This window comes from Chengkuizengella marina, from assembly GCF_009910845.1.
Classification (GTDB): Bacteria; Bacillota; Bacilli; order Paenibacillales; family KCTC-33759; genus Chengkuizengella; species Chengkuizengella marina.
The window spans coordinates 39,411-61,854 of record NZ_SIJB01000056.1; the positions used below are offsets into that span (position 1 = coordinate 39,411).

14 protein-coding genes are annotated in these 22,444 nt (G+C 36.3%); 13 read left to right on the plus strand and 1 reads right to left on the minus strand.

The genetic code is table 11. The annotated features are described in order from the left end of the window. Positions 1-7: 7 nt before the first annotated feature. Positions 8-193, minus strand: a complete 186-nt coding sequence (locus ERL59_RS19375; protein WP_160647896.1) for a hypothetical protein — start codon at positions 191-193, stop codon at positions 8-10. A gap of 200 nt (positions 194-393) precedes the next feature. On the opposite strand from ERL59_RS19375, the gene dnaX reads away from it, so the two are divergent. From dnaX to ERL59_RS19440, 13 genes are all read left to right on the plus strand, one after another. Then, positions 394-2,187, plus strand: a complete 1,794-nt coding sequence (gene dnaX, locus ERL59_RS19380; protein WP_160647897.1) for a DNA polymerase III subunit gamma/tau — start codon at positions 394-396, stop codon at positions 2,185-2,187. 101 nt (positions 2,188-2,288) lie between these two features. After that, a complete protein-coding gene (locus tag ERL59_RS19385; RefSeq protein ID WP_160647898.1) occupies positions 2,289-2,600 on the plus strand; it encodes a YbaB/EbfC family nucleoid-associated protein in 312 nt (103 codons plus the stop codon). A gap of 67 nt (positions 2,601-2,667) precedes the next feature. After that, positions 2,668-3,267, plus strand: a complete 600-nt coding sequence (gene recR, locus ERL59_RS19390; RefSeq protein WP_160647899.1) for a recombination mediator RecR — start codon at positions 2,668-2,670, stop codon at positions 3,265-3,267. 455 nt (positions 3,268-3,722) lie between these two features. Then, positions 3,723-4,694, plus strand: coding sequence for an ABC transporter ATP-binding protein (locus tag ERL59_RS19395; protein ID WP_235929968.1), 972 nt, complete (start codon positions 3,723-3,725; stop codon positions 4,692-4,694). Further along, a complete protein-coding gene (locus ERL59_RS19400) occupies positions 4,687-5,490 on the plus strand; it encodes an ABC transporter permease (RefSeq protein WP_160647900.1) in 804 nt (267 codons plus the stop codon). The genes ERL59_RS19395 and ERL59_RS19400 overlap by 8 nt, the downstream gene beginning before the upstream one ends. A 7-nt stretch (positions 5,491-5,497) precedes the next feature. After that, positions 5,498-6,292: an ABC transporter permease gene (locus ERL59_RS19405; protein WP_160647901.1), complete on the plus strand. Its 795-nt coding sequence runs from the start codon at positions 5,498-5,500 to the stop codon at positions 6,290-6,292. Between the two features lie 69 nt (positions 6,293-6,361). Next, positions 6,362-6,601 (plus strand): acyl carrier protein, encoded by a 240-nt coding sequence (locus tag ERL59_RS19410; protein ID WP_160647902.1) that lies wholly within the window; start codon positions 6,362-6,364, stop codon positions 6,599-6,601. Between the two features lie 41 nt (positions 6,602-6,642). Further along, positions 6,643-7,692, plus strand: a complete 1,050-nt coding sequence (locus ERL59_RS19415; RefSeq protein WP_201763644.1) for an HAD-IIIC family phosphatase — start codon at positions 6,643-6,645, stop codon at positions 7,690-7,692. Between the two features lie 29 nt (positions 7,693-7,721). Next, positions 7,722-8,660 carry an ACP S-malonyltransferase gene (locus ERL59_RS19420; RefSeq protein WP_160647903.1) on the plus strand — a complete coding sequence of 313 codons (939 nt, stop codon included), beginning with the start codon at positions 7,722-7,724 and terminating at the stop codon, positions 8,658-8,660. Positions 8,661-8,696: 36 nt separating this feature from the next. Continuing rightward, positions 8,697-12,332 (plus strand): type I polyketide synthase, encoded by a 3,636-nt coding sequence (locus ERL59_RS19425; protein ID WP_160647904.1) that lies wholly within the window; start codon positions 8,697-8,699, stop codon positions 12,330-12,332. A 49-nt stretch (positions 12,333-12,381) separates the two neighbouring features. After that, positions 12,382-14,919: a non-ribosomal peptide synthetase gene (locus ERL59_RS19430; RefSeq protein ID WP_160647905.1), complete on the plus strand. Its 2,538-nt coding sequence runs from the start codon at positions 12,382-12,384 to the stop codon at positions 14,917-14,919. Between the two features lie 76 nt (positions 14,920-14,995). Continuing rightward, a complete protein-coding gene (locus ERL59_RS21190) occupies positions 14,996-15,691 on the plus strand; it encodes a DUF4037 domain-containing protein (protein WP_160647906.1) in 696 nt (231 codons plus the stop codon). 48 nt (positions 15,692-15,739) lie between these two features. Next, complete coding sequence (locus tag ERL59_RS19440; RefSeq protein ID WP_160647907.1) at positions 15,740-22,273, plus strand: non-ribosomal peptide synthetase; 6,534 nt, start codon at positions 15,740-15,742, stop codon at positions 22,271-22,273. Positions 22,274-22,444: the final 171 nt, after the last annotated feature.

Sequence of the window (22,444 nt, forward strand, 5' to 3'; positions counted from 1 at the left end):
TGGCAGATTATGATCGACCCACAGTAAAATTTAATTTATTAAACCACTCATGTTTATCTGTTAAATGAGTGGTTTTCATTTTGAATATAAACATTAGCCCCTCCTGTGCTGACCGATTAAGATCACACCACGTCCATGTGGTGAACATCGGCATCAGCACATCTTGTGCTGACAACTGGCCTTCTGTCTTCACCTTAAAGGTTCGCCAATCAGCGAGTTTTCTTTACACTTTAAGGATTTATAGATATTTTAATGAATAAAGTATAAGTGCAACTACCCTTCTGTCTTCACCTTAGAGGTTCGCCAATCAGCGAGTTTTCTTTAATATACTTCTATAGTATAATAATATGAAGTGGTAAATTAGAAAAAATCTAAATAAACTCGGAGAAAATAATGAGTCATATTGCCTTGTATCGCAAATGGAGATCGCAAACTTTCCAAGAAGTAGTAGGACAAAAACATATCGTACAAACCCTACAAAACTCTTTAAAAGAAAATCGTTTTACACATGCATATTTGTTTAGTGGGCCTAGAGGGACAGGGAAAACAAGTACTGCAAAAATATTTGCTAAGGCATTAAACTGTGAATCTGGACCTGCAATGGAGCCTTGTAATCAATGTAATGCATGTAAAAGAATCACTGAAGGGGCAGTTATGGATGTGATGGAGATTGATGCAGCCTCTAATAGAGGTGTTGAGGAGATTCGTGATATTCGTGATAAAGTGAAATATGCTCCAACTGAAGTAAGTTATAAAATCTATATTATTGATGAAGTTCATATGCTTACAACCGAAGCTTTTAACGCTCTTTTAAAAACATTGGAGGAACCACCAGCCCATGTTATCTTTATTCTAGCAACCACGGAGCCTCATCGAATTCCAGCAACGATTATTTCAAGGTGTCAAAGGTTTGATTTTCGAAGAGTTGCCATAGAAGAACAAGAGAAAAGAATGAGATTTATTTGTGAACAAGAGAATATATCCATTGATGATGATGCACTTCAATATATTGCACTTTTATCTGATGGAGGTATGAGAGACGCTTTGAGCTTGTTGGATCAAATTGTATCCTTCTCAGGTCAACATATTTCGTATGAGCAAGTTATTGAAGCTACAGGGGGTATTGAGTCCAGTCAGTTTTTAAAAATAGCAGAAGCAGTAAAAGAACAAAATGCAGGTCAAATACTTGAGCTGATCAGCCATCTGATGCAAGAAGGAAAAGATGCTGATAAATGTTTAGAAAGTTTGATTTATTACTACAGAGATTTATTGGTCATAAAAATGGTGGATCAGGCTCAGGACGTAACAGACCGTGTGTTAGATGTATCTAGTTATTCTAATTTAGCCGAAGAATATGAGAATGAAGAGGTTTTTCAAATCATTGATACATTAAATCAGTATCAAGTAGAAATGAAATACGCTTCTAATCCACAAACTTTATTAGAAATCGCACTCATGAAAATTTGTACTTTGAATGTTCAAGAGCAGAACAACGTACATTTACAAGAACCCTTATCACAAGCAGAAACAAATATGCAATTGAATACCCGACCTAATTACAATGACCCTTCCCTTGCAACTTTAATTCAAAGGGTTGAGCAATTAGAAAAACAAATTTCCAAATGGGAGAAATCTGGTGGGGTTGAGTCTCGAGCAACACAAACTAGCGAAAAGAAGCAAGTTAACACTACTAAACAACCTATTACGAAATTGAATCTTCAATCCAAGGAAAAATTGCTTGTCTTTTTAAACCAAAAAGAACAGGATGCCTTTAAACGTATTCTGTTAAAATGGAGTCAAGTATTAAATATAGTTAAATCAAAAAAAATTACGGTACATGCTTGGTTAGTGGATGGTGAACCTGTTTCGATAAATAATAACGTTGTATTGGTTGCTTTCAAAAATACCATTCATAGAGAAACAACAGAAAAACAAACGAACAAACAAATGATTGAAGAAGTACTCCATGAAGTATATAATGAACCCATCCAGCTCAAAACAGTCATGTTAAAGGACTGGCATGATGTACAATCCATGGGTACTCAAGAAACTCAAAAAAATCAACAGTCTCAAAGCTTAGAATTAGTTTCAGAACATCAAAAAAATGAGGAAACAAAGCAGGATTGGGTTGATGAGGCCGTTCAATTGTTTGGCAGCGACTTAGTGCAAATAGAAGATGAAAAGTGAAGAACTAATATCATTTGTTTAAACATATGATAGGAGATAGCCCTCTAAGTTATGTCCATTTTGATAAAAAGATGATTTGAATATAGAAAGGAAGTTTTACCATGAGAAATAACATGAATCAAATGATGAAACAAGTGAAAAAAATGCAGGCACAAATGTTAAAAGCGCAAGAGGAACTTAAGGAAAAATCAGTAGAAGGAACAGCTGGCGGCGGTGTAGTTACAGTCACAGTTTCAGGAGATAAAAAAGTTACTGATGTAGCAATTAAGCCAGAAGCAGTTGACCCAGACGATATTGAAATGTTACAAGATTTAGTGGTTGCTGCAATGAATGATGCATTAAACAAAGCAGAAGAACTTGCAAATGAAGACTTAGGTAAATTCGCAGGAGGATTACCACCAGGGTTACTTTAAAATATAGTGTAAATATGAAATAATAATAAATGGGATACATTTTTTATTGTTAAAGGAGTTAAACGCCTTGCATTATCCGGAGCCAGTATCAAAACTTATTGATTCTTTCACTCGTCTGCCCGGAATTGGGACGAAAACTGCAGCCAGACTTGCTTTTCATGTGATTCGTATGAAAGAAGAAGATGTTGTTGAATTTGCAAAAGCATTGGTGAATGTAAAAAGGAACTTACACTATTGTTCGGTTTGTTGTAACATTACAGATGTTGATCCATGTAGAATCTGTACTGACAAAAGCAGAGATTCCTCCGTCATTTGTGTTATCCAGGAGCCAAAGGATTTAGTAGCAATGGAACGCACTAAGGAATTTCAAGGATATTATCATGTACTTCACGGAGCTATTTCACCGATGGAAGGAATTGGACCAGATGAAATTCGGGTAGCCGAGCTTTTAACCAGACTTAGTGATGAAAAAGTAAAAGAGCTAATTTTAGCTACAAATCCAAATATTGAAGGTGAAGCAACAGCAATGTACCTTTCTCGATTGGTGAAACCCTTTGGTATAAAAATGACTCGAATAGCGCATGGGTTACCGGTGGGTGGAGATTTAGAATATGCCGATGAAGTCACCTTGTCAAAAGCGCTTGAAGGCAGAAGAGAGCTGTTTTAATATATTGTGTTAAAGGAAATTAAACTCTTGTTTACGGATGTTCCGTATTCAGGAGTTTTTTTGCGTACAACTTGAATTATCAGCTTCCGGTTAAATCTATAAAATTAAGAGTTAAACCGAATTTAATGTGGGTAATGAATATGAATTCTTTTACATTTTTGTGATATAGTTCTTGACCAAATTATAACTCCATATTATTCTATTTAAAGATATATTTAAACTATTATGGTTACTTTTAACTATGTAAAATTATACAATTGCATTATTGAAAGAGAGATAATAGGAAAAGTATATTTTTGTTTTTGTAGTTATTACCACTGGTAGATAATGAACAGCAAGGAGTGTGTCATGATGAAGAAATAATTTAACTAGTTGGGTTAAGTGCCATATTTAATTTTAATTCAGAAAATTTTTAATAGAAAGGGAAATTCATTTTGATTATAAGGACTTCTAACTTGACTAAGGAATTTTCATTAAAGAAAAAAAAGAAGGGATTAAGAGGATCTATTCAATCAATATTGAAACCTAGTTACCAAACAATTAAAGCAGTGAAAGGTATAAATTTTCAGGTAAAGCAAGGTGAGATGCTAGGGTTTATTGGTCCTAATGGATCTGGGAAATCAACAACAATCAAAATGCTTTCAGGAATATTGACACCATCAGAAGGAGAGTTACAAGTTTTAGGTACTAATCCAGTTACTCAACGTCGTAAATTAACTAGGCATATTGGAACAGTGTACGGACAAAAATCACAATTATGGTATCATATTCCTCCTATTGATACATTTTATTTGTTTTCTAAAATCTATGAAATTGAGGAAAATGCATTTAAAAAACAATTAGATAAACTTGTAGAACTATTTCAACTTGAAAATATATTAAATGTTGCTGCTCGTAAACTAAGTCTAGGTCAAAGAATGAAATGTGAAATTGCTGCATCCTTGTTACATCAACCGAAATTAGTATTTTTAGATGAGCCAACTATAGGACTAGATATTATTGCTAAACAGCAAATTCGAGAAGCTTTACTAGAGATGAACCGCTCAGAGGGTACTACCGTGATGCTAACAAGTCACGATGTTGGAGACATAGAATCATTATGCGATAGGGTTATCGTGATAAATCAAGGGGAAATGGTTTTTGACGATCATATCGATCAGCTAAAAAGACGCTTTATCCATCATAAAGTGGTAGAAATTGGATTTACAAAACCGACAGTGGTGAATAGTTTACCTCCCGATGTTGACATTATTTATGCTGATCAAATGAATTTGAAATTAAAAGTTAAACATGGTATTTCACAGCTCATGGAACATTTAATGGTGCAATATTCTGTTGCAGATCTAAATATAAATGAGCCCTCTATGGAAGAAGTCATTAGATCTATTTATCAGGAGTCATCACAGGAGGAAGTGAAAAATGCCTAATGTATGGAAGAAAATAGATAAATATTTAGCAGTAACTAGGGTCAGTATTAAAAATGTTTTTGCCTATGTACGTGAGATGGCCTATCGATCAACATTTATGATCGTTATATTATTTGTTTTTATCAAATTATGGGGTGTTGCATTTGCTGATCATCAAAGTATAGCAGGCATTACATATGAGCAAACGTTATGGTATTTAGTCGTTACAGAAGCCATTATTATGAGTAAAATTTCTATTGGTAATGTGATTTCAAGAGAAGTGATTAGTGGTTCGTTAGCTTATACACTAGGGAGGCCTTATAATTATCTTCTTTATCATTTTTTTAATGGATTTGGTGAGTCGATTATTCGCCTCGCAATTAATGTAATAGCTGGCAGTACGCTGGTGTTCTTGTTTGTGGGTCCTCCCGCTGTAGAACTTTGGGTGGTATTCCCTGTGATGATTACCATTCTATTTGCTATCATTATTGATTTCTTAATTACTGCAATGATCAGCTTTTTAGCTTTTTTTACGGAAGAAGTAAGTGGTTTTTTCTTTGTCTATCAAAAGATTTTATTCATTTTAGGAGGATTACTTATTCCAATAGATTTTTTCCCAGAATGGCTTCAAGAATTTTCAGGCTTGCTTCCATTTCAACTAATTTTATATGCTCCAGCTAAATTGTTTATTAACTTTTCAGTGGAGACGTTCAATTATATTATTTTACAACAATTCCTTTGGATGTTTGCGTTAGGAGTTACTTTGGGAATTTTGTTTTTGTTAGGAAAAAGGAGATTAAGCGTGAATGGAGGCTAGTATGATTTTGAAACGAATTAAGGGAGAGTTAATATTCTTATTATCTGTTTGGAAATTGAATTTATCTTCAGCCATGGAATACAGAGCAAGTTTTCTGATACAGGTATTTATGATGGTGATTAATAATGCAATTTATTTTGTATTCTGGCTGTTATTTTTTGATCAGTTTGAACAAGTAGGTGGTTGGGCATTACATGATATGTTCTTACTATTTGCTATTGTGACCACTGGATTTGGGATTGCATTCATGCTTTTTGGTAATGGAACACGATTGTCTAGTTCTATTGAAGAAGGGCAGATGGATTACTATCTAGCTCTGCCAAGAAACGTTCAACTTTATGCACTCGCTTCTAGGAGTTCAGTAGGGGCTATTGGAGATATTATGTTTGGTGTTTCGATGTTTATACTTGCAGGGCATTATACGATACAAGCTATCTTACTATGGATGTTGTGTTCCTTATTCGTTGCATCCATTATCGTATCTTACGTATCCATACTGAGTAGCACAGCATTTTGGATAGGCAGGGCATCGATTTTAACAGAACAAGGAACAAATGCGTTACTTACTTTTTCGATGTATCCCACAAAAATATTTGAAGGACTAGGATATTTTCTTATTTTTACTATTATACCTGCTGGTTTTATTTCTGTTGTACCCGTGGAGATAATAAGCGAGATAAATGTATCTAAATTAGTAATGCTAGGTTTCGTTACCATTATTCTACTAGTGATTTCTATCATTATGTTTAACAGAGGTCTACGAAAATACGAGTCTGGAAACATGTTGAACATTAACTTGTAATTGCATATTATTCTTGCATAAATCTCCTATAACGAATACTGATATACACTAAAAAATAGAGGTGGAAAAATGAATACAAAAGAAATCATTAAAAGCTACGTTTTAGAAAAATTGGAAAAAGATAATATAAAAAATGATGATGATATTTTTGAATTAGGTTTTGTTAGCTCTATGTTTGCAATGGAGTTAGTGATGTTTCTCGAACAAACATTCAATATAAATATAGAGAGTGATGATTTAACGCTTGATAACTTTAAAAGTATTGACAATATGACAAAGTTGGCAGAGAAGAAAGTATCAATAATCTAAATCGTGATTTTTATTATATCTTACACAAACAGGTGATATTCATGAAGCAAATGACTGTAAAGCAACAGACAAAGAAAATAAAATGTGTTGTTTGGGATTTGGACAATACGGTTTGGCAAGGGGTTTTGTTAGAAGATAAGCAAGTTGTATTGCGTGAAAAGATAAAGGATATGATGAACAGCTTAGATGAAAGAGGAATACTTCAATCTATTGCTAGTAAAAATGATTGGGATAAGGCAATGACGAAGTTGGAACAGCTTGGTATTAAAGATTTATTTTTGTACCCCCAAATAGGATGGAATTCAAAATCTGAATCTATAAAAACGATTAGTGAATCATTAAATATTGGACTCGATACGATTGCTTTTATTGATGATGATCCGTATGAGCGAGATGAAGTTGTGTTTACGCATAAAGAGGTGCGTTGTATTGATGCAACGGAAACGGACAACTTACTAGATCGTAGTGATATGAATCCAGAGTTTATTACAGAGGAATCAAAGCGAAGAAGATCAATGTATTTGGCAGAGGTGGATCGAAAGTTAGCAGAGAGTGATTTTAAAGGTCCCAAAGACTCTTTTTTAAAGGAATTAGAAATGAAGCTCATCATTTCAGACGCAAAAGAAGAGGATTTAAAACGTGCAGAAGAACTAACAATGCGTACAAACCAGCTGAATACGACGGGGGTAACTTACTCGTATGATGAGCTGGATCAATTGAGAAAGTCTGACGATTTTATGCTGCTTGTAGTGGAATTAAATGATAAATATGGATCTTATGGGAAGATTGGATTGTCTCTTATTGAAATGAAGGGAGACAAATGGAACATTAAATTGCTTCTAATGTCTTGTAGGGTGATGAGCCGTGGTGTCGGAACGATCCTTATCAATCATATTATGATGTTAGCTAAACAAAACAAAAAACGACTGTTTGCACAATTTGTACCCAATGGTAGAAATCGTCAAATGTATATTACTTATAAATTTGCTGGTTTTAAAGACGTGAGTAAAAGTGGTGATTTGATTGCCATGGAAAGTGATCTCGCAAATATTCAACAATTTCCTGATTATGTTGAAGTTGACATTGTTTAATAAGTGAATCATCTAGGGAGGTGGATTATATGAATGCTGTCTTTATGTTTCCAGGGCAGGGGAGTCAAGTTTTAGGTATGGGAAAGGACCTATATGAGTCGGTTCCATTTATTAAAGATAAAATAGAAAAAGCTTCTAGTGTGAGCAAACTCGATTTACCTTATTACATGTTTGAAAGTAATAAAGAAGAAATGATACAGCCAGAGATTGCCCAGATCTCATTGTATACCTTAAGTACTGCGATTGCAATGTATCTTGTGGAAGAAGGGATACAACCTTGGGCTGTAGTAGGACACAGTTTAGGTGAGTATAGTTCACTTGTGATAGCGGGTAGTTTGCGTTGGGAACAAGGGTTGGAGCTCTTACTGCAAAGAAGTGAAGCCATGAGAAAGGTAAATGAACGGAACAAAGGACGAATGGCGGCCATCATGGGATTAGATGAGTCTGTTGTTGCAGAAATGTGCAGTGAAATATCTAGTCATTTGGGTGAGGTCTGTATCGCTAACTATAACTGTCCTAAGCAAACGGTGGTTTCTGGACAAGCTCGAGCCGTAGAGGAAGTGGTTCAGCGTGCTAGAGATGCACGGGCAATTGCGGATGTCATTCATGTACAGGGAGCTTGTCATTCGCCATTGATGGAAAATGCACAACATGAACTAACATATCGTATAGATAAGCTAACCATGTCGCCACCAACATGTACTTTTATCTCAAGTATTAACGGAGAGAAGATATTAGATATAAACACATACCAGGCACTTTTTAAACATCAAATTACTTTACCAGTTTATTGGGAGAAAGCAATAAAAAAGTGTGTGGAATTAGGTGCTGAGCAATTTGTTGAGGTTGGTCCAGGAAGAATTCTTACTAGTCTAGTAAAAGGTGTGGATCGGTATCTCAATGTTATTTCGATAGGAGATGTTCATTCTCTACATCAATATATGAACCAGTATACATTATCTTCATAGAAAGTTATATTTTTACTTCAGGAAGGAATGAACTTGATGTGCGCTAATGATATTGCCATTATAGGCATGGCGGGGAGATTTCCTCAGGCAGAAAATATAGATCAATTTTGGAATAATCTCATGAAAAATAAAGATTGTATTACACGTTGGGAGTCCAAGGAATCTAGTAATGATGAAAAAGAAGTGCACCAATATAAAGAGCTGAAATCCAGAGGAATATTAAATAATATTGACCAGTTCGATGCAGCATTTTTTGACGTTTCGTTTCATGAAGCAGAAATGTTAGATCCGCAGCATCGATTATTTTTAGAATGTGTTTGGCAGGCATTAGAAAATGCGGGCTATGACATAACCAGTTATGATGGGATCGCCTCCTTATATGCTGCATGTGGAAAGAATACTTATATTGATGCAGTAGAGGGCAAGGCCAGTACCCCTGCAGAAATTTTCCAACAGTATACGACGAATGGAGCAGATTTCTTACCTACAAGAGTGGCATATAAATTGAATCTTAAAGGTGAAAGCATTGCCATTCAAACGGCTTGCTCTTCCTCTTTAGTAGCTGTTCATATGGCCTGTCAAAGTTTACTGTCAGGTAACAGTGATTTAGCTATAGCAGGCGGCGTTCATATTGCGATTCCCGAAAAAAAAGGATACTTATATCAAGAGGGCATGATATTTTCACCTGATGGTTATTGTCGTCCATTCGATCATAGAAGTAAAGGGCAAGTGGATGGCAACGGTTTGGGTGTAGTGGTACTTAAAAAATTGGAAGAAGCATTGTCCGATGGGGACTTTATTTATGCTGTTATTAAAGGTTCTGCTGTAAATAATGATGGGAACGATAAAGCTGGATATTCAGCACCAAGTGTTTCTGGTCAAGCGGAAGTGATTGCAACAGCGTTAGGGATGGCAGATATTTCTGCTGAATCTATTAGTTATGTGGAAGCACATGCTTCAGCAACACCTTTGGGAGATCCGATTGAAGTGAAAGGACTCTCGCAGGCATTTAGCATGTTTACAGATAAAAAGCAATTTTGTGCAATTGGATCCGTGAAGAGCAGCATTGGACATTTAAACCATGCTTCTGGAATTGCAGGACTAATCAAGACGGTTTTATCTCTACATCATGGTAAGATTCCAGCAACGGTTCATTATGAAAAGCCTAATCCAGCTATTGATTTTGAACATAGCCCATTTTATGTCTGTGGGGAAAATACAAATTGGGAAAGTGATGGGCCTAGACGAGCGGGAGTAAGTTCTTTTGGTATCGGTGGTACCAACGCCCATGTTGTATTAGAGCAAGCACCAGAAAAAATGACATCTGTTAAGTTGAATAACAGCCTTGAATGGATCACTTTGTCAGCCAAGAGTCAAGAAGCACTAACAAATATGAAAAGGAACTTAAAAGAAGCAATGGAGCATCATCCAACGATGAGGCTTGAGGATATTGCTTATACTTTGAATACGGGTCGTGCAGTTTTCGCACATCGCTGGGCAGCTTTAGTCAGGAATAAAGATGAACTTATACAGGCGCTTTCAGATAGTGAACAACCAAGTAAGTGCTTTGTTGCGGATGATGCATATAAAGATGAAGCATACAGTAACATGATACAGCAGGTCGATCGTTGGCTGAATCATCACGAAGTGGACTGGAATGCATTTTATACTTTAGATCAAAGAAGTAGAGTGCCACTTCCTAGTTATCCGTTTGAAAGAGAATCTTATTGGTTGACTAGAGAAAAAAAATTAGAGCATAAGTTAGAATCTGAAATGGAGATAAATGATTGGTTCTATATCCCCACTTGGGAGAAAAGTTCTGCTACAAATAAAGAAGTAGAATCGCTTGAAGCATTTCGTAATTCTTGTTGGATCGTGTTTGCGAATGAAGATCAGTTTAGTAATGAATTGATAGATCGACTTACGCATGCAGGGATTAGCGTCATAAAAGTGCTCCATGGAAAAACATTTATGCAAATGGATCGTGAAACGTATTATATCAACCCAACTGCTTCGGATCATTATCAGAAGTTGATGACAGCATTAGGGGAAGACATAACTGATAACATTAATCATATGTTCTATCTTTGGAGTTATGCAGAACAAGTCGATTCTTCTTTTGAAGGTACAGTATCAAAAGATTATTTGAGTGTATTGTATTTAATCCAGTCGCTGGAACAGAAGACAAGTGAAGTAACCTTATGGGTGATTACTTCAGATGCTCAAGCAGTAGCAGGTGGAAATCAATGTTGGTCTATTGAAAAGTCTGTGTTGTTTGGACTTTGTAAAGTCATTCCACAAGAGTTGGATTACATGAGAACACGTGCTATAGATTTTACTAAAGCTGAACATGTTGATTTGCATATAGATCAATTGTGTAATGAACTGCTGTTTCACACATCAGACTCAGAAGTTGTATATCGAGGTGCAAATCGCCTTGTACCAGCATATAAACAAATAAGTTTATCCAAACCAAACCGGGAGAGTGTTCCTATAAGGCAAAAGGGAACTTATTTAATTACAGGTGGTTTAGGGAAAATGGGCCTGACTTTGGCTGAATTCCTGGCAAAGGAATATCAGGCAAATCTTATCCTTACTAGTCGTTCGGGATTTCCTTCTTTAGAAGGTGAGGATCACCCTACAGCCGTTCACAGGGTCAATCAGCTGGAAAAAATAAAGAACTATGGTTCAAAAGTTGTCGTAAAAAAAGCGGATGCGGCAAATAGGAATGAGATGGAAAGCTGTTTAAACGATATTCATCAGGAATTTGGCGCTCTCCATGGTGTAATTCATGCAGCTGGTGCTGCAGACAGTCGTTATTTTCGCTTTATCAATGAGACAACAGAAGATATTGTGGATGAGGTTTTAAGTTCAAAAGTGCAGGGAACTTTAATTCTAGCTGATCTTCTAAAAGGAGTATCCATAGATTTTGTCTTAAATTGCTCTAGTTTATCGCCATTATTAGGTGGCCTTACATTTGCTGCATATGCAGCTGCTAATCGCTTTCAAGATGAGTTTAGTGTATACCAACAACATCATCGGTTTCAGCCGTGGATCAGTGTCAATTGGGATACATGGAAATTTCCTGTGCAAAAATCTGATTTTGGCGCAGCAATTTTGGAGACTAGCATTAAACCTGAAGCAGGAGTTTTAGCATTTCAAAGAGTGCTGACGTTGAACACTAGTCGCGTCGTTGTGAGTACAATTCCATTAAATGAGCGAATTCGAAAAGTTGAAGAATCACTAACAGTCAGAAGAAAACAGGATAAAGAAGAAGTTGTTGCTTCTACAAATCTTGTGTTTGATAGAGATACGGTTCAGTCGATTATACTCAACATTTATAGTAGTTTCTTTGGTAATAGCAGTGTTGCCGTCGATGATGATTTTTTTACTTTAGGAGGAACTTCTTTGGAAGTATTGCATTTATTATCTGATGCTGAGCAACAGCTGGGTATTAAAATTCCATTAGATTTGGGCTTTAAAGCTTTAACTCCACAATTATTAACCGAATTATGTATTTCTATTCTTGAAGAAAAAGCGAAGCAAAATAGCGAGAAAAAATACGTGTATGAGGTAGATATTGATGGGGAGATTGCAATCTTTACCGTTACCGAGTCTGATTATCATAAATATGGACTTCCCGAAGGGGCAAAAAACTTAAGAGTAGTTTAACATAGATATTTTTACAAAGTCATTTTATATAGAAAGGAAAAAGGAACTAATGGTACGTTCATTGACCGAGCAAAGGATAGGGCAAAATAAGCTTGTGGAGAAAAAAACAAGCGACTGGATTGAATTACCAGAAGTTAAATTTTGGCGTGATGAAGTGAATCAACCCACAGAAATCTATATGGAATCCATAGATTTTCCATTGCATGTCTTTGCTCATGATCCATTACATCTGGAAACTATGTTACATGCATTGTGGGCATTGCTGCTTCATCGTTACAGTGGTTTTTATCAGGTGACGTATGGCTCATGTTTATATAACAAGGAATGTGATGAGCTTTTAGTATATCCAATAGAGGTTGCCGTAGATGAAAAGGAAACGATGGAAACGTATGTAAAGGTTGTTGAGAACACTTTATTTGATGCAAGAAAAACAAATCATATAGTTCCATTCAGCACAGCGTTTATTTGCGATTACAATATAATCACCTCCATAGAAGAGTGTTTCCGCCATGTCTATCTAAAAGATTGTGATCTGATTATAACTGTAGAGATTCAGGAAACGAAATCGCTAAAAATCAATGCGGCAAGCAGCAAATTAAATCAACATAGCGTTAGTCATATACTGCATCATTATAAAACTCTTGTTGAAGATGTTTTAACTAAAGCGGTAGATACCCCTCTTTGTGAGTTAACTATTTTAAATGATACGGAGAAATATAGGGTGATTGAGGAATTCAATCATACTGAGGGGAATTATCCCAAACATCTATGTATTCATGAATGCTTTGAAGAACAAGTAGCAGCCAACCCTGACAACCTTGCACTTAGTTCTGACAAGGAGAAATTGACGTATAAAAAGCTTAATGAACAAGCGAACCAACTAGCATATATTCTCCGTAAATACAATGTTGAACAGAATCATAAGGTAGCTTTAATGTTGGCTTCTTGTCCTGAGATGATTATTTGTATTCTTGCTATTTTAAAGGCAGGAGGAGTATACGCTCCTGTTGATCCTAGTTATCCTGAAGCTAGAATTCGCTATATGTTAGATGATATTAAGCCAACCGTTATTTTTACTAGAGGAAATATAAAGCAAGAAATGTTAAGGGATGGAGTACAAGTCATAGATATGGATCAAGTTTGGGCTAAGCTTGAAGAAGAAGACAGCAGCAATTTAAACAATAGGATTGAATCAACAGATGCTGCCTATGTTAACTACACATCCGGTTCAACAGGTCAACCCAAAGGTGTTATGGTACCACATCGTGGAGTGATACGACTTGTCAAAAATACGAATTATGTACATTTAAATGATCAAGATCGATTTATGCAAATTGCTCCTCTTTCTTTTGATGCTGCTACTTTTGAAATCTGGGGTGCCCTTTTAAATGGTGGTCAACTGGTTCTGGTTGATAAAAATACAGTACTGTCACCAACAAAGCTTGCAAAAGCGATTAATGAATATCAGATTACTTCTATGTTTTTAACGAGTCCTTTGTTTAATCAAATTATGGATATAAATCCTGCAAGTTTGAGTTCTGTTCACAATCTTCTAGTTGGAGGAGATAGTTTATCCGTTGTTCATATACGTAATGCACTTCAATATGTGCAAAAAGGTGCAATCGTGAATGGATATGGTCCTACAGAAAACACGACTTTTTCTTGTTGTTATAGGGTAGAAGACGTTCCACAATCAGCTAAATCTATTCCGTTAGGGCCACCGATTGCAAATTCAAAAGCTTATATATTGGATGAACAGATGCGACCCGTTCCAATCGGTGTTATCGGTGAGATTTATTTAGGCGGGGATGGACTGGCAAAAGAATATCTTAATAAACCAGATAAGACCAAAGCGTCTTTTGTACGCCATCCATTTTCTAAAAAATCAAGTGATAGGTTGTACAGAACAGGTGATTTAGGTAAATGGATGTTAGATGGCATGATTGAATTTCATGGTCGTTCTGATGATCAGGTGAAGATTAGAGGATATAGAATCGAAAAAGGCGAGATCGAAGAAGTTGTTTTAACGCATCCTGAAATTCTGGAATGTGCTGTGCTAACAGCAGAGGATATTCCTGGATATAAAAGATTGATATGTTTCTATGTTAGTAGAGATTCATTGCCTATCCATGTATTAAAATCTTGGATAGAACAAAAGCTGCCAGCGTATATGGTGCCTAGTCTATTTAAGCAGTTAGCTCATTTTCCGATGACTTCACATGGGAAAATAAATAGGCAAGCTATATTAGAACAATTTCATTCACAACAACATCATAGACAAACAGTAGTTGAGCAGGATTCGTCATATCAGTCTATATTAACCGCAATTTGGTGCGAGGTGTTGCATGTAGACCATGTTAATGTCGATGATAATTTTTTTGATTTGGGTGGAGATTCTTTATTAATTATGACCGTGCAAAAACAAATAGAAGATCGCCTACAGCGTCATTTGTCTCCAAGTATTTTATTAGAGTATCCTACCATTAAATCTATAACGGCGTATTTAAATCAAGGGGAGGAGAAAAAACAAACCTTGTTGCAGCAAAGAGTACAAAAGAGATTGCAAATGCGCAGAAACAAAAACTAAGGAGTGTATAAATATTACTGATATATTATATGAATCTTGTAAGCAATTTGAAACAAATCCAAATGTAATTGGTGTAGTGCTTGTAGGCTCAAGTTCACGTTCTTATCGTGATGTATTATCTGACTATGATGTTGAGGTAGTAGTGACAAATGAATACTATAGTATGCTGACAGATAAAGATACATTTTATGAAAATGAAGAACATCAAATTGAATTTTTATTTTTTTCTGAAGATGATTTCAAAGCCAAAATAAATTCATGCAAAGATGTTGAGCATTGGCCATATGAGGAATGTACGATTCTTTATGATCCACAGCAGCGTATGGATGAATTGTTAACTCCAATCATTATGATGGATCCAGAAGTTCGTGAACAAAGGTTAAAGCTTCATTATTTCGAATTTTTATTTGGGGCAAAAAGAATAGAGCGTACGATGATGCGAGGAAATAAATTAAATACCCACCTTGTAACTTCTCAAATGTTAATGAGTCTGATTAAGCTTTTATTTTTATTGAAATATAAGTGGCCTCCTTTATTGCATTGGACTTTTGAAAATTTGAATGAAATGAATGAGATACCAGTGGAATTAAAACAAATGATGACGGAAATCATCATTCATCCAGACGGAAAATTGGCAAATAGTTTAATCCAAGCAGTTGACAATTTGCTTACAGACGAAGGCGCGGACTTTCATTATATTAAAACCGATGTAACAAGGGAGATATCTGCAAAAGCATTTCGACCTATTCGCGAAAAATATAGTGTCTTATAGGTGTTAAGACGAAACATAAATAGAATGCTAGCAAACGAGGTGTTTTTTATGTCTATTAAAGTTGCTTATAAAGGAGTTGTATTAGAGTTTGACAAGGCACCAACTCCTATGCAAATTAAACAAAAATATGAAGAAGTGACAAGTCAAAAAAGTGTTAAGCGCTGGAGTGCGACAGAGACATCAGAGATTACTCCTGTGGGGGAAAAAGAGTTTTACCCTCTCACCTTTGCACAAGAATCATTATGGTTAGCAGAAAAAATGAGTGATGAAGATTTACAAAATTGTGTTGCTTTTGCTATTCATATGAAAGGAACGTTGGATCGTGAAGCTTTTCAGTCTTCTATGCAAATGTTAATGAAACGTCATGACATTTTGAACATGACCATAAACATCAATGAAAATAACCCTAGTCAAATAAAACACGAAGACTGGCATGTACCCATTTCCTATAATCAGTTGAATGATGTAAGTGAACAGCAATTGCATCTGCTTACTCAACAATTTGTAGGTGAACCATTTTCGTTGGAAAACGGTCCTCTTATTCGAATTCAATTAAATGAATGTGGCAAAGAAGAACATGTGGCTTTTATTTGTATTCATCATATTATTTTTGATGGTGCTTCTGTTCCTTTATTTATTAAGGAGTGGGGAAAGCTATATGAACAGCTTAAAAATAAGAACCTAAAGGGGTTAGAGCCACTTAAGATTCAGTATCAAGATTATGCAACTTGGGAAAGAGATAACTTAGATTTTGCTCAAAGCGAAAAATATTGGAGAAACAAATTAGGTAACAATATACCTATTCTGCAGCTGCCAACAGATGTTGACAGATCTGATTTTTCTACAGGCCGAGGTGCTTTACAGACAGTTCAATATAACGAGGAGATAACGCAACAGTTGCGAACACTTTGTAGAGAGAATGGTGTTTCACTATTCATGATGATGTTAACTGCTTACAAGGTATTTTTACATCGCATTACAAATCAAGATGACATGATTGTAGGAACACCAGTAATGACACGGGGCATGAAAGGAACTGATGAACTTTTGGGGTGTTTTATTAACACCATTCCCCTAAAAACAGAGCTGTGGGGTAATCCTGCATTTAGTGATGTATTAGGTCGTGTTCGGTTAACGGTACTTGAGTCATTTCAACATCAAAAGTATCCTTTTTCAAAATTAGTAGAGTTGCTTCAGCCAGAAAGAAATAGTGGACATCATCCTATTTTTCAAGTTTCGATGGGACTGCTAGAAAATCCTTTTGAGACCATAGAATTATCTGATTTGCACATTTCTAGTTATGAAATTGTTCCTGAATCACTTGATTTTGATCTTCATTTAGATGTTATTGATCAAAGTGAAACATTGGTGATGAAGTGGCAATATAGAGCTGACTTATTCGAGCAACATACCATCAAGAACATGATGAAATGGTTCGAAGTGTTATTAAAAGGTATTATAACAGATCCGTCTCAGCGTATTAGTGATCTTCCGTTACTAACCGCAGAGGAAAAAGAGAAAATACTCGTAAAATGGAACGATACGGATAAAGATTTTCCACAGGATCTATGTGTACATCAGTTGGTTGAAGCTCAAGCCATGCGGACACCAGAAAGATCGGCGGTCATGGTGGAGGGTACATCGTTAAGTTATCAAGCATTGAATGAGCAAGCAGAATCGTTAGCTAGTTATTTGCAGCGTTTAGGTGTGGGACCGGATGTATTAGTTGGTGTGTACATGGAACGCTCCATCGATTTGATTGTTAGTCTTCTGGCGATATGGAAAGCAGGAGGAGCTTATGTCCCGTTAGATCCATCTAATCCGAATCAGCGATTATTATACATGGTAGAAGACAGCCAAGTGAAAATCATCTTAACTCAGCTTGACCTACAAGAAAAATTAGCAGTAGCCGATGAAATTATGATGATTAATGTTAATGAGCAAGGTAGACAGGAGATATTTAAAGAGGAGCAAAATACTTCTTTGTTGGAGAGGGAAGTGAACGCTAATCATCTTGCTTATGTGATTTATACTTCCGGTTCAACAGGTCGTCCCAAAGGGGTCATGGTCGAACATCGTAATCTTTGTCATTTAATCTTTACACATCAAGCTGCTTATGATGTGACGGAAAAGGATAGGGCTTCCCATCTTGCTGGATTAGGGTTTGATGCCTCCGTTTGGGAAGTGTGGCCTTATTTAACCGTGGGAGCCTTGGTTGTATTAGCAGATGAAGAAACACGTCTATCTCCTACAAAATTGAGAGATTGGATCATAAAACATAAGATAACGATGTGTTTTGCCTCCACTCCACTAGCAAAATCAATGCAAAGGTTGGAGTGGCCTGCACAACCTTCGCTTCGTTATCTTTTAACAGGTGGGGAAAAGTTAACAAGTACTCCCGATTCGCTATTACCCTTTACATTAATAAACCATTACGGTCCGACAGAAACGACGGTAGTAGCTACTGCAGGCGAAGTTCATTCAGATGCATCTTCTTCTATTCCTACTATTGGTAGACCGATTGCAAATGTACATATTTATATATTGGATCAACATTTGCAACCTGTGCCGATTGGAGTTCCCGGTGAAATATGTATCGGTGGTTTGGGAGTAGCGCGAGGATATTTAGGAAAAGAAGACATGACCAGAGATAAGTTTATTTCTAGTCCGTTTCAACATGAAGGGGAAAGATTGTACCGAAGTGGGGACATAGGTAAGTATAATGCGGACGGAGAGATTGAATATATAGGGCGAATGGATGACCAAGTGAAAGTCAATGGGGTACGAGTAGAGCTTGGAGAAATAGAAAGGGTACTTTGCAGTTATGATTTAGTAAATGATGCTGTTGTTGTACTTAAGGAGAAACAGCATGGAGGGAAAAGCATCGCAGCGTATGTGGTAGTGGAACAACAGCATAAAGAAGTGGAGCGTTTGCTTGAAATTTTTATGAAAGAGCAGCTCCCTCAAGTGATGGTACCTGCCATGTATGTGTTGATGGATGCTTTGCCATTAAACGTAAATGGAAAAGTAGAGCGAAAAGCACTTCCTGATCCAGAAATATATTCTTCTCAGGAACAAAAGATAGATCCTAATACAGCTACAGAAGAAGATCTAGCAATGATATGGAAAAGTATACTACAAGTAGAATCTGTTGGTATCTATGATAGCTTCTTTAAGTTAGGAGGGCATTCCCTGCTTGCTACACAGTTATTATCTCATATTCGTTCTACATTTGGCGTAGAAATATCACTTCGAGATTTATTTAAAGAACCAACGATTGCTCATGTCGGGAAAATGATAGATGATACGAAAAAAGATGGGTTAGAAGAGCAGCTTCCACCTATAAATTCAATAGATCGTACATTACCTATACCGCTTTCTTTTGCACAGCAGCGTCTTTGGTTTTTGGATCAATTAGAACCACATAGCTCTTTGTATAACATTAGAGCTGCTTTTCGTTTACGTGGCTTGCTCTATAAGGATGCTTTGGTCTTTAGTTTAAATGAGTTAGTTCGAAGACATGAGACGTTGCGCACAACATTTCATATGATAGACGGAGAGCCAGTTCAAACGATACAACCACCTAGTTCCGCCATGATAGAAGAGGTGGATATTAGGCATCAGGATGATCAGATGAAGGAACAAATGGTTATGCATACAGCGTATGAAGAAGCTCAAACACCATTCAGTTTAACAGAAGGACCACTATTTCGATCTAAATTGTTAGTACTGGATGAACAAGAACATGTTATTTATTTTACAATGCATCATATTATATCTGACGGTTGGTCCATAAGTATTTTTGTGAAGGAATTTATGGAAAGATATGAAGCTTACTGCAAAAAAACAGCAGATGATCTCCCTGAATTGTCTATTCAATATGCTGATTTTGCAAACTGGCAGCGAAAATGGCTGAAAGGTAACACACTGGAAAAACAAGAGACATATTGGAAGGAACAATTTGCAGAAGAAATACCTGTGTTGGAGCTTCCTACAGATTTTTTGCGTGCTCCTGTTAATAAGTACCAAGGGGCAGTATATCCTTTTGAAATGACTAAGGAAGTATTAAGAAATGTACATCATTTATGTGAGCAGCAAAATACAACGTTATTCATGACATTGCTAGCAGCATTTCAGATACTACTTTACCGTTATTCAGGTCAGGACGACTTGGTCGTCGGAACACCTATTGCAAATCGAAAACATCAAGAAACGGAGTCATTGATTGGTTTTTTTGTAAACATGCTGCCTCTTCGTACAGATGTTTCAGGTAATCCTAATATAGAGGAGCTGTTAGCTCGTGTAAAAGAAGTGACTTTACAAGCTTATTCTCATCAGGATGTGCCTTTTGAAAAATTGGTTGAATTACTACATCCAGAACGTGATTTAAGCCGTTCGCCTCTATTCCAAGTGATGTTTATTTTACAAAATGCACCAAAACAGGAGCTGGATTTACCTGATTTGATTTTAGAACCAATACCTGTTGATAAAGGCCTCACCAAATATGATCTGACGTTTTCTGTAGAGGAACAAGAAGATAAATTGATCGGAACAATTAATTATAGTACGGATTTATTTAAACCATCAACGATACAAAAAATGATAGGTCACTGGACAAACATTTTAGTTGAAATGGCTCGTGACTGTAAGCAAACGATAGATGAACTTTGTTACATGACTACGGAAGAACAACAGCGAATGGTTAAAGAATGGAGTTTTACAGAAAGGAAAGAAAGACCGGAATCTTGCTTCCATGATTTATTTGAACAGCACGTTGCAATACGTTCTGATCAACCTGCGGTTATTCATCATGACAAAGTACTAACATATAAACAATTAGACTCTCAGGCCAATCAACTCGCTCATCTACTGCAACAGAGAGGGGTAGGTCCAGAAGTGGTCGTTGGACTTCTTATCGATCGTTCTTGGCAGATGATTGTATCCATATTGGCCGTTCATAAAGCGGGTGGTGTCTATTTACCTATAGATCCTTCACTTCCTAAAGATCGGATGGCTTTTATGTTAACAGATGCGAGAGTGAAACTGTTATTAATACAAGAACATATCGCAGCAAATATAGAGATGGTAAGTGAAGCTGTTATTTTAGATAAGGAATGTCATGTATACAGTCATTATAGTAAAGAAAAACCTAGATGTGAAAGTAAGCCGTCAAATGCTGCGTATGTATTATATACTTCTGGTTCAACAGGACAGCCTAAAGGGGCCGTTATTGAGCACAGCAGTCTCGTCAATTATGTTTTAAGTATACAGGAACGTTATAAATTAGAGTCAGGATTATCTTACGGGATGGTAATTCCAGCAACTGTAGATTCTAGCAAAACTGTATTAGATGTTTCCTTAGCTACTGGTGGAACACTGCATGTACTGGATTATGAGACAAGTATTGACGTGTATGCATTGTCTCAATATTATGACAAGCATTGGATTGATGTGCTCAAAATTGCTCCATCCCATTTAAAAGCGTTAATACAAGTGAGTGATGCTCCTTCTATTTTACCAAAAAAACTGTTGATTACTGGTGGAGAGGCTTTGGATTGGGATTTAGTACAGCAAATATTCGATCGTGCCCCTCAATGTGATGTTTTTAATCATTATGGTCCAACGGAAACTACAGTAGGTGTATTAACATATAAAGTAGAGCAGATTCATCATCGTGATCAGATGTCAACGGTTCCATTAGGTAGGCCATTAAGCAATACGAGCATATATATTTTAGATAAAAATAAAAAACCAGTTTCGGTCGGAGTACCAGGAGAAATTTATATTGGTGGTGCTGGTGTAGCAAGAGGGTATATCAATAAAGAGGAAACAAACAGACAGTTTGTTCAACATCCGTTGGACTTTAAAAGTGATGAAAAGTTATATCGAACTGGAGATATAGCAAGATATCTCCCTGATGGAAATATTGAGTTTATTGGACGTACAGACGATCAGGTTAGTGTACGTGGATTTAGAATTGAATGTGGAGAAATAACGAGAATACTTTGCAGCTATGAGAAAATACAAAATGCTCATGTTGTGATGAAGGAAAATGAACGAGGAGAACAATATTTAGCTGCTTATGTTGTGGCCAAGTCTGTTAGCGCGTTGTCTGTACAAGAGATTCATAGTTTTTTAAATCGCCAAGTTCCACAATATATGATTCCTTCCTTCTTTGAATTTATGGAAGAGCTCCCACTTAGCGCAAATGGGAAGGTGAATCGAAAAGCATTGCCAGAACCGAAGCAAAGTCCATCATTGATGAAAGTTAAATATGTTAGCCCAGAAACGACGACAGAAAAAGTACTGGCTAGCTTATGGCAGGAGCTATTAAATATAGATTCTATTAGTGTTCATGATAACTTTTTTAAACGTGGAGGACATTCCTTGTTAGCTACACAATGTATTGCTAGATTACGAAAAATGTTAAATAAAGATATACCACTGCGTTTACTATTCGAAACTTCTAATCTATTAGAAATGGCAAAAAAAATGGATCAAATAGATAAGAGCGAGCACAAAGTGGATGGAATGCAAATCCAAAGGGCTAAACGTTCAAAGATGATTTTAAGAGAAATTTAGATAATGAGGTCATAAACATCATGGATTAGGAGGATTGAGATGAAAAACGAATTAGTTGTTGATTACATGCCCTTATCGTTTGCCCAGCAGCGATTATGGTTTTTAGATCAACTGGAACCAGGGAGTGCGTTGTATAACGTACCGGCTTACTATCGTCTGCAAGGCGCACTG